This is a genomic window from Snodgrassella sp. ESL0324, assembly GCF_013344955.1.
In the GTDB taxonomy this organism is placed as follows: domain Bacteria; phylum Pseudomonadota; class Gammaproteobacteria; order Burkholderiales; family Neisseriaceae; genus Snodgrassella; species Snodgrassella alvi.
This window is the reverse complement of record NZ_JAAEDS010000013.1, coordinates 136,693-150,036: the sequence shown is the minus strand read 5'-3', so window position 1 is coordinate 150,036 and position 13,344 is coordinate 136,693. Positions and strand designations below refer to the sequence as shown.

Below are 13,344 nucleotides of genomic sequence, written 5' to 3'. Positions count from 1 at the left end.
ACAGGTAAATGTAAAACTATTTATCTGAAATTACCAGTGTCAGAATAATTTTTATGATTGATTTTGTGTTTGCTGTTGTAGTTGTCTTGCCCATCGGGACAGACTGATATTCAGTTGCTGTAAACATGGCTGTAGCAGGGTGTTTACGGAAGTAGCTATGGCTGAATTGTGATTAGGCTGATAAATAAATAGTTGATACAAATCTGACAGCATGATTTTATCCGGATCTTTTTGCAATATCCAGCCGTCACTACAGTAAGCAATATAATGCTGCTTTTCGAGTTTAGAAAGTATTTGGTCTAAATGTTTATCACTGATTCCGAGCTTTTGCTGCAACAGACAGGATTTGACAGCCTGTCCTTGTTGCTGAGCTGTTACCAGCTGATACAACAGATCAAGTGCATTTTCAAATGGCTGATACTGACGCAGATGGCGAAATCTGTCCTGATGCCAGTAGGGCAAAGAAGAGGTAAGTACAGCACCGGCAAGTAACAGCAACCATAATAAATTCAGCCAGATTAAAAATACCGGTATTGCTGCAAATGCACCATATACTTTCTGATAATTGCCAAAATAGGTAACAAAAATAGCAAAGCCGCGCCGCAATAAATCCAGCCCTACTGCTGTGATAAAAGCACCCAGCAGAGCATGCTGCCATCGAACAAAACAAAATGGTACCAGTTTATATAATAAAAACAATAAAATGGTGAATAGCGCCAGATTGGTGATAATTTTAAAAAGTGTGCTGTAAAACGGTATCTGATTGGCCATATTGGCCGGATTAGATAATAAATTAATAAAAGACAGGCTCATCCCCAGCACGACCGGTCCGAGGGTTAGCAGTGCCCAGTAAATCAGAATACGAATCCAGAGTGGTCGCTGATCGCGTGCCTGCCAGATTTGATTAAATGCATGCTCAATTGTCTGTATCAGCATCAGTGAGGTAATAATCATAAAACTGATACCGACAGCAGTTAATCCGCTGGCTTTATCCCGGAAGTCATACAGATAGTCACCGACAGAATCGGCACCGGCAGCCGGTACAATAATATGGGTCAGAAACTGATTAAAGCGTGTGGCCATATCTGCAAACATGGGAAACGCATTAATGACAATAACAGTAATAGTAAAAAAAGGTACCAGTGCCAGCAGCGTAGTAAATGTCAGGCTGGCGGCAATAAGCGGCAGCTTGCAGCGCTGATAGTTATGCGCAACAAACAATAAAAACTGTGGCAGGCGCTGCTGTAAATATTTGCTTTTAAATAATTGTATATTCATGGCGACTCCTCACATGGCTGATTGTAACCAAAAAGAGCAGACGGCGCAGACTTTCCGTGCAGGCTGGTCAATTTATGACACTTACGGCACAATAATAGCCTTCAGACAATCTTCAAGGAGCAGTATATGGCCGATTTACCTATTCTGGTGGTGTATTACAGCCTGTCAGGCAGTACCCGTAATCTGGCACTGGCACTGGCTCGAGGTGTAGACAGTGTAGAAGGGTGTGAAGCTTTGTTACGCACTGTACCGAAAGTATCGGCTGTATGTGAAGCAACAGCAGCGGAGATTCCGGATGAAGGAGCGCCTTATGTTACTCTGGATGAAGTTCAGAACTGTGCAGCGCTTGCTCTGGGCAGTCCGACGAGGTTTGGAAATTGTGCTGCACCGGTTAAATATTTTCTCGACAGTACCAGCAGCCTGTGGCTGGCGGGAAGTCTGATTGGCAAACCAGCCTGTGTATTTACCAGTACCACCAGTTTGCATGGTGGTCAGGAAAGTACACTTTTAAGTATGATGACTCCGCTTTTACATCACGGAATGCTGTTGTGCGGTATTCCGTTCAGTGAACCACAGCTTAATGGTACCCATAGTGGCGGAACACCTTACGGTGCCAGCCATGTGGCTGGTCATAATAATAATATCCAATTGAGTGCTGAAGAAGAGGCACTGGCGTTTGCGCAGGGTAAGCGGCTGGCTGAACTGGCGCTGCGTCTGAAACGCTAAAATTAATATCAGGAATAATCATGAGTTACCACACCAATCTAAAGAGTGAAGCTACTTTACCGACTATTTACCGCCATCGCTCTATCCGTAAATTTACTGAAGAAGCTTTAACGGATGAGCAGCGCGAAGCGATCTGGGAGGCCGGTCGTGCTGCTTCTTCATCCAGTTTTATGCAGAGTACCCAGATTATTCGCGTTACAGATGCGGAAAAACGTGCGGCTTTATGTGAAGTTGCAGCCAATCAGAAATACGTACGTACTGCAGCAGAATTCTGGGTATTTTGTATTGATTACACAAAACACAAGCAGGCTTTTCCTGAAGCCCAGCTGGACTGGACTGAAGGATTAATTCTCGGTGCTGTGGATGCCGGTATCATGGCACAAAACTGTCTTCTGGCAGCTGAATCAATGGGCTTGGGTGGTGTGTATATTGGTTCTCTGCGTAATGATGTCGCCCGTGCAGCAGAAATACTGGCGTTGCCGCCATTAACTTTTCCGCTGTTCGGTATGTGTATCGGGCATCCGGCTCAGGATCCGATGTATCGTCCCCGTCTGCCTTTGGAAACACTGGTGAGTGAAAACCGTTATAAGGCACTTGATGCAGCCAAACTGGCTGCTTATGATGAACAGCTCACTGCTTATTATAAAGAGCGCAGTGGTCTGGATCTGAACTGGAGTAAGGCTGTAGCTAACAATTTTTCTCAGCCTTTACGTCCGCAGATTCTGCCATTTTTGCATCAGCAGGGGCTGGCGAAACGCTAAACAGACTGAATAAAAAATAACCGGTTTTGCAGGATAATTACCTGCAGAACCGGTTTTTTTATTTAAATACAGAATTACCGCTGCTGACGCATAGATAAAATACTTTCACCCAGTGCCTGACCAAGCCGCTGATAACCTTTTGAGGTAAAGTGAACACCATCATTGCGGGCCAGTCCCTGATTAATCCATGGTTTCATACTGCATTCACCACCCATTACTGCCTGCCAGTCCCAGAAAAATACCTGTTGGCTTTGTGCCACTTCTTTTTGCATTTCCTGTAATTCAGTGAGTTTTTCCGGTCGTACGCCGCATGAGCCGGCTGTACTTTTCAGACTTTCCGGTGCGCCAAGAATCATAATGGCGCTGTTGGGAGAGGCTGCACGAATGCGGTTAATAGTTTCAATCAGATTTTGTTTAACGGTTTCAATCTCAACTCCGTTATAGGCTTCGTTGGTGCCGTAGGCAAGAATAATCAGGTCGGGAGCAATAACATTCAACTCCTGCTGCCATGCCTGAGTATTCCAGCGTTGCCACTGAGTAAGCTGGGCACCATTAATCCCCAGAGCAGAAAATACCACACCCTGACGGTTTTGATTACGTACCCACCAGCCGCCTATGGCTGTCTGAAAATTCATACCGGCGGTAACGGTAATTGGAAAACGTGCGTTAAACTGACTGAAATGCCATTGATTATCTTTGGGTTGTGCGCCAAGAACAATCTGTTTACCGTTACTGTCGGTAATCGTTAAATCTTCATCATTCGGTCCCTGACGGATAGTGACGGTAACTGTTTGTTCGGCTTCGGGCTCACGTGTTCTGATGGTCATTACTGACCCCACGGAAGGAACAGCTACCAAACCGCCAAGTGCATAATTCTGGCTGGTATCGGTACGACTGGAAATAGCCTGCCAGCCCTGATTCTGGTAGGTAAAACGCGCCAGACGTAAACCCGGAAACTGAGTCGGCATAGCCCAGCCGGGCCCGCCATTACCTAATTGCTGCTGTAAGTACACACGGGCAGCGTCTGTAAGGTAATCCGCTGCTGTATGTGAATCACCGATTTGTACTATATTGATACTTTTTTTCTGTAATGCCTGGGCAATCTGTGCGGCATGATTATTCTGCGAAGATGCTGATACCTGTTTGCGGGCAGATTGTGCCGGAGCCGGATCTGCTGAGCAGGCCATAATGAAAAGGCAGCAGCCCAGAATGGCAAGATGCTTTTTACTGTACATTTGTTGTATCGTTATCCGTAATTTGTGCTGGCAGATTGAAGCGGTTAAAAATATTTCTGGCAATAATTTTTTGCCCAGAAAGTGTGAAATGAATCCCGTCTGAACTTCGGGTTTTAATTTTCTTTCCATCAGCTTGTGTTACCGTATCATAAAATTGATCACCATTACTACCCAGCATTGCACGGGTATCTACGACATATCCATGATTTTTGCTTACTTCATCGGCAGTAATCTGACGCAGATAAATCATTTGTTCATTCAGTTTTTGCTTTCTCATATCCGGCGGAGTCAGCCACAAAACGGTGACCTGATGCTGTCGGGCGCTATCCATAATGGTTTTGATGTGGCTGCGGTAAATACTTTCCCATTGAGGAGAGGCGAAGCTGACAAATCTGCTGCCGTTATGCGGATCAGGAATATCCCATGGATCATTCGGTCCGAGAAACATAACCAGTATTTTGATATGCGGATTATTATCCAGCGTATTTGCAATAGTTTGCGGCCAGTTAAAGAAGCCCGGATAGGTTAATCCGGTACTCTGTTTGCTCAGGTTGATAGTTTTAATACCATAAACTTCACTGAGCCATTTTTGCACATGCGGTGCCACCCCCTGCATTAATGAATCACCGGCAAAAAACACTTCATCAGCAGCTGTAAGCGTAAAGGCTGCTTTCATATCATTTTCTATTGCTGCTTTTTTCTGGGCTAACCGATGCTGTTCCTGTGCAAGTTTTAGTTGTTGCTGCAGTTTGGCTTTATAGCTGTCCGTATAGGCGTAATTATCATTAAAAGCAGTGATGGTGCTGAGGTTAGCAGACTTGATAGACTGATTAAGCTGGCTGACACCGTTATTAAGTGCTTCACCAGCACGGCTGCCTGTTTGCCACCATGCATACTGTTTTAGTTTCGTTAAAATACTGTTGCTATGGTAAGTTTGCTGATAATAGGCGATGATTGAGTTTTGCATCAGCCATAATGCAATACCGGCAGTAATGATGAAAACAAGCAGTACAAAACGAAATTGCTGTTTATTGCTTTTCTTCGGCTGCTCTTTGGTTTCTGTTTCTTCACTCTCAACAACAATAGGCATTGTTGTAATGGTTTTTACACTAACTACAGGTACTTCCTCAACATGAGGATACTTTTTTTTCTGTTTATTGTGGTAAGAAGGCACGCGGCGGTATTTAGAAGTTGGCATAAATGAATCCCGGAATACCTGTTGGCGCGCAAATTAATACCAGAACCACTAACAGTAATAAAGGAAGAATCAGACGGTATCGTGGCAGAGAATCCGCGCGCTTGTATAACATATTGGTAAATTTTGCCAGAAATGGATACAGTATCCATGCCAGCAATAACAAACTAAAAAAATAAAACGGATTGGTACTCAGAGGTACATTGATATTGTTGTAAAACAGTGCGTGTAACAAAAGCAGAGCATCATTAAGTGTAGGTGCGCGGAAAAAAATAAAACAAAAACATACAAAATGTACAGTCACAACTATGCTGATAATTTTAGCTGGCCGGCTGCTTTTACTCAAAGCGTCGCGAGCTTTATTCAATTCACAATGACGCAGACGACTGTACAGCCAGTCGCCCATATTAAGCAAGATCATCCCGGCTGCATGCAATAAGCCCCAGATTAAAAAATGCCAGCCTGTCCCGTGCCAGATTCCAGATAATGCCATGGCTATCAGCAGGTTAAGCTGGGTGCGCGCCATTCCATGTCGGCCGCCGCCCAACGGGATATAAATATAATCCCGTATCCAGGTTGATAAGCTGATGTGCCAGCGCAGCCAGAATTCGCGGATATTATGTGCCAGTAATGGTGCGCGGAAATTCACCGGAAGGCGAAATCCCAGTAGCAGCCCAATCGCGATCATCAGGTCACTGTAACCGGAAAAATTAAAAAACAGCTGAACAGTATAGCCATATATGGCAGCCAGTATTTCCAGACTATGATATTGCATGGGGTTAGCAAATACCGGATCTACCCAGTTGTCGGCAATCCAACCAGACAGCCACCAGTTTTTCATTAAAGCCATTACAATCAGACACAATGCCAGAGTAGGTGCCAGAATTCTGCGGGGTTGCGGAGTATAGATTTGTGTTGCCATGCCGCAGGGCTGTTTATATATATCCGTTAACCCGCGTGCATCGTAGGCGCGTGCAATCGGGCCTGCAGTAATAGTAGGGAAAAAAGCCAGATGCAGAGCCAGACCCGGTAATGTAAAAACTTTACCGGCAGGCTGATTGTGGCATCGCTCCTGATAAAGCGAAACCAGATAGCTGATGGCCTGAAATGAGTAGTAGGACAGTCCCAGCGGTAATATGATACCCGACAGCCAGTCGGAACTCAGTTTCAAACTATCCAAGCCATAGCTGACAGACGTACGGAAAAAATCAAAATATTTCCATAATGCCAGATTCAGAATAGTGCATATGATTGCAGTTATCAGCCATATTCTGGGTTTAGCGGCATGAACTATTCGTACAGATGTGGCATAAATAAATACCGTGAATAGCAGTAATGCAATTAGTGCCTGTATTTTTCCGCACAAATAAACAATCAGATAACTGGTGCACAGTAAAAGCAGATTTTGCAGTTTCGGTTTGCTGCCCAATAGCCAGTAAAGACAGAAAAAGGCAATAAATGAAAGGCCGAATTCAATAGATATAAAACTAAACATGAAACAGATAAACAGTCAGAAAGTAGTGATTGTTAAACCATGCCAAACATAAATAATAAGAAAAGCAACAGTTGAGAATCAGTTAATTCATGTTTTTGCTTAAATCCGGATTATTTCCGGCAGCTAATATATGCATACAATATTCGTTTTGTAAAAGCATATAATCAATCAATGATCCGGTATTATGAATAAGCTTGCAAAAAATCTCACATTACCAGAATAAACAAGTATTCTCAGTGTGAATGAAAACTACATATTCATAAAATATAAACACTTCAAACCGGAATATGTATTCTTTTCGCTTAATCTGAATTGGCTGTCAATTCTCAAGTCTATTAATGATTCAGTAGCTCACTGAACATGACTTGTACAAACAAGTATTTTACCTTGATATGTGAAACAATGTAAGGAAATTAATAAATAAAAATTTATTATTTAAATAATAAACATATTAAAAATATTTACTGCTTTTGCTGATATCGATATTTGTCAGCACAAAGCCTGAGTAAACATCGGCAGAATTTCTGTGTTTTCTGCTATTATCAACTTACGTAAAAAATTTATTGCCGGTATGTATAAATATTAACTATGGATTCCAGAATGTTCTGAGCTGAAATCTGCTGATATTCACATTTGACTTTTACCATATGTCAGGGTTTAACGTATTAATGCTATCAGACAATATTTAAAGGAATACTATGCACGAACATAACCATACACATGAGCATGAACATGATGAAGCTCATCATCACCATCACCATCATCATCTTGGTGCACACAGTGCAGATAAAAAAGTTTTAAGTATTTCACTGCTGATTATCGGTGCATATATGGTGGTAGAGATTATTGGTGGTTGGTTAACCAATAGTCTGGCACTGCTGTCGGATGCTGGTCATATGTTTTCGGATGCACTGGCACTGGCACTGTCGTTAATCGCATTTCACCTGAGTGAGCGACCGGTAAACGGTCGGCAGACCTTTGGTTATAAACGCTTTGAAATTATTGCGGCGGCAGTAAATGGTCTGGCGCTAATGGTAATTGCAGTTATGATTGTTTATGAAGCCATAGGTCGTTTTGTTAATCCGCCGGATATCGCTACCCGGGGCATGCTGATTATCAGTATGATTGGTTTGCTGGTAAATATTATTATTGCCTGGTATATGCACAGCAGTAGTGAGACAGAACATAATGTAAACATGCGCGGGGCGTTTCTACACGTACTGGGTGATTTACTCGGTTCTGTGGGTGCTATTGCCGCAGCTGTACTGATGATGCTGTTTGGCTGGCGCTGGGCTGACCCGGTAGCAAGTATAGTGGTAGCCTGCCTGATTGCTTACAGTGGAATCGGAATCCTGAAAACCACTTTGCGTATTCTGATGGAAGGCACACCGGATGCAATTGAGCTGGAGCAGCTGGGCAGAGTAATTCAGGAAATGCCGGGAATTAAAGCAGTACATGATTTACATGCCTGGACTATTACCAGCAATATGAATGCTTTGTCCTGCCATATTGTTGTTGATGGTACATTAACGATAACGGAAGCAGAGAAACTGGTTAATGAACTGGCAGAAGTATTGCTCAGACATGATATACATCATGTTACAGTACAGACAGAAAGCGCAGCCCATAAACACAGCAATAATCTTTTATGCTGTATCCCTTCTGTTGCCGGTCAGCATGTTCATTAATACAATATAATCAGATTATCAGACCATATTTCAGGTAGAAAATCATGATTAAAGCTGTGTTATTTGATCTGGACGGTACCCTGGCCGATACGGCGCCGGACTTAGGGATAGCCCTTAATAATGTGCTGCAAAAGCAGAATTTACCGCCTAAAACTATGGCAGAGATTCGTCCAGTTGCCAGCCATGGTGCAGCAGGACTGATTAAACTCGGTACAGGTATGCAGCCTGATAATCCTGCGTTTGCAGCTTTGAGGCAGGATTTTATGGCTGAGTATGAACTGCATTTTACTGATCAGACCGTTTTATTTGGCGGAATCAATGAGTTATTACAAAAACTGGCTGAACAGAATATAGCCTGGGGGATTATTACCAATAAGCCGCATGTTTTTACTGACCGTCTGGTACCAAAACTCGGATGCAGTATTGAACCGGCTGTAATCGTAAGCGGAGATACCACCAGTGCGCCGAAACCCAGTACCGAACCCATGTTCTATGCCTGCCGTCACATTGGCGTAGCTCCCGAAAATTGCCTGTATATCGGTGATGCAGAGCGTGATATGCAGGCAGGACGTAATGCCGGCATGATTACAGTGCTGGCGAACTGGGGATATATCGGTGCAGAAGATAACATATCGCAATGGCCAGCCGATTATATTGTTGAGCAGCCAAAAGAAATTCTTCAGCTATTAAGTAAATAATTTTTTAAACGAACAAGGGGAAAACATGAAAACCATTGGGTTGCTCGGTGGCATGAGCTGGGAAAGTTCTGCTGAATATTACCGCATGATTAATGAACAAGTACGTGAGCGTCTTGGCGGTACGCATTCAGCCCGCAGCATCATGTTATCTGTAGATTTTGCCGAAATCGAAGCTTTGCAGCATCAGGGACGATGGGATGAACTGGCTGAAAATATGTGTACAGCAGCACGTCAGCTGGAGCAGGGCGGAGCACAGTGTATTGTAATTTGTACCAATACCATGCATCGTATGGCTGAACAGGTACAGAATAGTATAACAAAACCTTTGCTACATATCGCTGATGCAACGGCTAAGCAAATTTGTAGCCAGAAACTGCAAAAAGTTGGCTTACTGGGTACCGAATTCACCATGAAGCAGGATTTTTATAAAGGCCGGCTTACAGAAAAATTCGGTTTAGAGGTATTGATTCCTGACGATAAAGATTGTCAGACAGTACATAAAATTATTTATGAAGAGCTGGTATCAGGTATCATACGTGAAGAATCACGCCAGCAGTACCGGCAGATTATCCGGCGTCTGGTTGATAAGGGCGCTCAAGCCATCATTCTTGGCTGTACCGAAATTATGTTACTGGTTTCGCAGGATGACAGTCCGGTACCGGTATTTGATACTACGGCAATTCATGCTACTGCAGCAGTAGACTGGGCTTTAACAGATAAATAATGCAGTTTCCGAAATATAAAAGCGGATAAACGGATAAAACAGATGGCTATCTAACCATCTGTTTTGTTTTTCAGATAGATTCAGTTAAACTGTTGCGCAGCCAGCGTGCAGCCGTAGCTATTTCACCGGCGCATAAGCCTATAGGACCGGTATTATTGGCAGCAAGAATATCTGCCGCAGCACCATGTAACCATACTCCGGCTGATACTGCCTGCTCCGGTGGGATTTGCTGAGCCAGCAAACTGCCGATGATGCCGGCTAAGACATCACCGCTACCTGCTGTTGCCAGTCCCGGATTGCCGGTTTCATTTTGCTGTATCTGGCCGTGAGGTGAAACAATCAGACTCTGATGACCTTTTAAAACTATCCATGCTGAATATTTTTGCGCCAGCTGGCGTGCAGCCTGATAACGGTTACTCTGAATTTCACTAATACTGCATTGCAGTAAGCGTGCTGCTTCTCCCGGATGCGGCGTTAAAACAACATTTTGATTATTTTGCCTGCTAGTCAGCAAAGCAGGCTGCTGAGCAAGTAAATTCAGTGCATCGGCATCGACTACCATCATATGCTTTTGCTGCAAACATTCAGTCAGTGTTGCTAGTGCCGTAGTTGAGGTGCTCAGACCACAGCCAATCACCCATGCGGTAATATCGGAACGGTGTAAAAGCCGTTCAGCGGTATTTAACATAATTTCTGGCTGCTGGCTTAGTATTGGCATTGGTAATATTGGTTGCTGAAAACCAAGCCATACTTTACCGCAGCCACAATGCAGTGCAGCTATTCCGGCCAGAATAATCGAACCGGCCATGCCTTCTGAACCACCCAGAATACCCAGCGTGCCAAACGTACCCTTATGGCTCTGAGATGGACGCTGCTGACACAATGCAGGAAACTGTCTGTTTGCCTGCCGTTGCCACTGGCTGAGAATATTTTTATCAATCTGAAAACTGTTCATTATCTGTTTCCCGTTATCACTGCTTAGCGCAGTAATTGATCCAGAAGGGCATTTTTAAGCTGCAATTGCTGTTGAGTATCGGCCAGTTGAGGCGCATATACCAGAAAACTGTCTTCTACCCGTTCATCCAGAGTAGTGATTTTGGCAAAGCGAATACTGATATTTAAATCGGATAAAACAGCAGCAATGTTGGCAAGTAAAAAACGCCGGTTTGCTGTAATAATGTGCAGGCTGTACCAGCCGGGATTATCTTCTTCATCAATACTGATTCGCGGTGCAATCGGAATATGACGGCTACGCCGGCTCAGACTGGCCGGATTGCTCGCAGACATCGGCAATTTACCATTTACAAACTGATTAAGCGCCAGCTCGGTTTTATTCTGAATGGTCAGATAATCATTCGGGTTGAGATTCGACGGAAATTGCAGAATAAAAGTATCCAGAATAAAGTTGTGTTCAGTGATATAGGCGCGGGCTGTCAGAATGTTCATCCCTGCTTCACTGAAAACCGAAGCCAGCTCAGTGAAGAGTTTCGGGCGGTTAGGCATATAAACCATCACCTTCAGGGTATCATTATCCGGCAGCATTTGGCTGTGTGCCTGAGCCTGCTGTTCGTAATTAATAATTTTTGATAAATGCCATAAAATATCCTGCCACTCATGGCGGGCAAAATAAGCCTGACCGAGAATATGCCACAATTGGCGCTGCTGTGATTCGCTGATGTGATATTGATTTAACTCATGCATTGCCTGTTGCCGGCGGTCAAGAATAGTCGTGTGCCGGTTACTTTGTTTACCATTGAGCTGATGCAGCGTGGCTTTATATAAATTTTCCAGCAAACTGGCTTTCCATGAATTCCAGATTTTCGGATTGGTGCCCCGGATATCTGCTACGGTCAGCAGATATAAAGCAGTGAGCCGTTCAACAGTTTTAACCTGTTTGCTGAATCGGGTAATCACTTCAGGGTCTTGAATATCTTCTTTCTGCGCTGTCATTGACATCAGCAGATGCTGTTCTACCAGCCAAGCCAGTAAATCGCTTTCTTCACTATCCAGAAAATGATCTTCGGCAAAGGAGCGGGCATCGGCTACGCCTTTTTGTGCATGGTCACCACCACGGCCTTTAGCAATATCATGAAACAGTGCAGCCATATACAAAATATGTTTGCGTGCAAAAGTATGCATTAATGTTGCGGCAAAAGGCAGTTCATGGCTGTGCTGTTCCATGGCCAGACGCCGCATATTGCGTACTACCATTAAAATATGGTCATCTACCGGATAAATATGAAACAAATCATGTTGCAGCAGACCGACTATTTTTCCCCATGCCGGCAAATACCGGCCGAGCACACCATACAGATTAATAAAGCGCAATAAATGAGTCAGACCCTCCCCGTGTTTGAAGAATCCGGCAAAGTATTCGCGATTTGCCGGATTCTGATAAAACTCTTCATTCACCAGCTGATGTGCAGCCGCCCACCATACACGCAGGGTTTTGGGCGCCAGACCAATTATGTCATTGTGTTCCTGAGCAACACGTAAAATGGTAAATATATGCTCAGGCTGTTGCGAGAAAAGTTCAAGATTATGCACCGCCAGCATATTACCTACCTGATAATAATGCTGATCCAGATTAACCACTACACGCGGCAGAGAAGCGTAGACACGGTCGCGCAGCATAGGTACCAGAATACCGCTGAGTTGTTTCACGCCTTTTAGTGCACGATAAAAATCATGCATTAGTTTTTCACTGGCACGGGAATTTGCATCATCGCGATAGCCAAGATTCTGTGCTACCTGAGTTTGTAAATCAAAAATTAATCTGTCTTCAGCACGTTTGGCAGTCAGATGCAGCTCAATACGGATTCTGGCCAGCTGTTTCTGGCAGCTCAGTAACAGCCTGGCTTCAGTTCGGTTCAGAATAGCATTTTTCATCAGCTGATGAATCTGAGGAGGTAATCCCTGAACTTTTGCCAGCCACAATAAAGTATGAATATCGCGTAAACCACCCTGAGTGGTTTTTACATTGGCTTCCAGCAGACTGGCTTCACCGGCCGCTTTGGTATATCGTTGCCGCTGTTCCAGTATTTTACCTTCGATAAAAGCAGCTACATCCCGCTGTAAATCAAGCTGATGAATCAATTCAGCAGCCAGATCCTGCCGGCCGCTTAAGTACCGGCTTTCCAGTAAGGCTGAATCACCCGTTAAATCAACCCGGGCACTTTCACATAACTCATTAATTGTTCCCACCTTAGGGGCGGGCTGTAAATGGATATCCCATAATATTTGAATAAAAGCACCAATTTTCTGCTGAATATCGTCATCAATCGGATTTCTGCTGACAATAGCAATATCCATATCTGAATATGGATACATTTCGCCGCGTCCGAATCCACCTATTGCCAGCAGACACATTTCTTCGCCGGCAAACAATTCCTGCCACAGTGTAGACAGCACATCAGCAATTACTCCGGTATGCTGGCGAAAATAGACAAACGGATGCCTGCGCTGCCGGTATATTTCTGCCGCTTGTTGTTTGTGCTTGTGTAGCTTGTCCGACAACTGAGTAATAAGTGCTGAAGATGACATA

11 protein-coding genes are annotated in these 13,344 nt (G+C 44.0%); 5 read left to right on the top strand and 6 right to left on the bottom strand.

Going from position 1 to position 13,344, the window contains the following annotated elements; translation table 11 throughout:
• Positions 1-51: 51 nt before the first annotated feature.
• Positions 52-1,278 (bottom strand): YihY family inner membrane protein, encoded by a 1,227-nt coding sequence (locus GYY70_RS07020; RefSeq protein ID WP_174831832.1) that lies wholly within the window; start codon positions 1,276-1,278, stop codon positions 52-54.
• A gap of 126 nt (positions 1,279-1,404) precedes the next feature.
• Between GYY70_RS07020 and wrbA the strand changes: the two genes are divergently transcribed.
• Positions 1,405-2,004: an NAD(P)H:quinone oxidoreductase gene (gene wrbA / locus GYY70_RS07015; protein ID WP_084547530.1), complete on the top strand. Its 600-nt coding sequence runs from the start codon at positions 1,405-1,407 to the stop codon at positions 2,002-2,004.
• 20 nt (positions 2,005-2,024) lie between these two features.
• On the top strand, positions 2,025-2,765 hold the full coding sequence (gene nfsA, locus GYY70_RS07010; RefSeq protein WP_143555260.1) for an oxygen-insensitive NADPH nitroreductase: 741 nt from the start codon (positions 2,025-2,027) through the stop codon (positions 2,763-2,765).
• A gap of 74 nt (positions 2,766-2,839) precedes the next feature.
• Here nfsA and GYY70_RS07005 read toward each other — a convergent pair whose 3' ends face one another.
• Genes GYY70_RS07005 through GYY70_RS06995 form a run of 3 tightly spaced genes read right to left on the bottom strand, consistent with a single transcriptional unit; the run spans position 2,840 to position 6,690 of the window.
• On the bottom strand, positions 2,840-4,000 hold the full coding sequence (locus GYY70_RS07005; RefSeq protein WP_174831830.1) for an SGNH/GDSL hydrolase family protein: 1,161 nt from the start codon (positions 3,998-4,000) through the stop codon (positions 2,840-2,842).
• On the bottom strand, positions 3,990-5,198 hold the full coding sequence (locus GYY70_RS07000; protein ID WP_174831828.1) for an SGNH family hydrolase: 1,209 nt from the start codon (positions 5,196-5,198) through the stop codon (positions 3,990-3,992). Before GYY70_RS07000 ends, GYY70_RS07005 begins: the two co-directional genes overlap by 11 nt.
• Positions 5,185-6,690: an MBOAT family protein gene (locus GYY70_RS06995; RefSeq protein WP_174831826.1), complete on the bottom strand. Its 1,506-nt coding sequence runs from the start codon at positions 6,688-6,690 to the stop codon at positions 5,185-5,187. Before GYY70_RS06995 ends, GYY70_RS07000 begins: the two co-directional genes overlap by 14 nt.
• Before the next feature lie 698 nt (positions 6,691-7,388).
• Between GYY70_RS06995 and GYY70_RS06990 the strand changes: the two genes are divergently transcribed.
• From GYY70_RS06990 to GYY70_RS06980, 3 genes are read left to right on the top strand one after another with little or no spacing between them, the layout of a single operon-like run.
• Complete coding sequence (locus GYY70_RS06990; protein WP_174831824.1) at positions 7,389-8,378, top strand: cation diffusion facilitator family transporter; 990 nt, start codon at positions 7,389-7,391, stop codon at positions 8,376-8,378.
• Positions 8,379-8,422: 44 nt separating this feature from the next.
• Complete coding sequence (locus GYY70_RS06985; protein WP_174831823.1) at positions 8,423-9,076, top strand: HAD family hydrolase; 654 nt, start codon at positions 8,423-8,425, stop codon at positions 9,074-9,076.
• 25 nt (positions 9,077-9,101) lie between these two features.
• A complete protein-coding gene (locus GYY70_RS06980; RefSeq protein ID WP_174831821.1) occupies positions 9,102-9,800 on the top strand; it encodes an aspartate/glutamate racemase family protein in 699 nt (232 codons plus the stop codon).
• Between the two features lie 70 nt (positions 9,801-9,870).
• Here the strand turns inward: GYY70_RS06980 and GYY70_RS06975 are convergent, their stop codons facing one another.
• Together GYY70_RS06975 and glnD are read right to left on the bottom strand one after the other, a co-directional pair.
• The gene (locus GYY70_RS06975) at positions 9,871-10,755 is read right to left on the bottom strand and encodes an NAD(P)H-hydrate dehydratase (protein ID WP_174831819.1); all 885 of its coding nucleotides are present in this window, start codon (positions 10,753-10,755) and stop codon (positions 9,871-9,873) included.
• A gap of 23 nt (positions 10,756-10,778) precedes the next feature.
• Positions 10,779-13,343: a [protein-PII] uridylyltransferase gene (gene glnD, locus GYY70_RS06970; RefSeq protein ID WP_174831817.1), complete on the bottom strand. Its 2,565-nt coding sequence runs from the start codon at positions 13,341-13,343 to the stop codon at positions 10,779-10,781.
• Position 13,344: the final 1 nt, after the last annotated feature.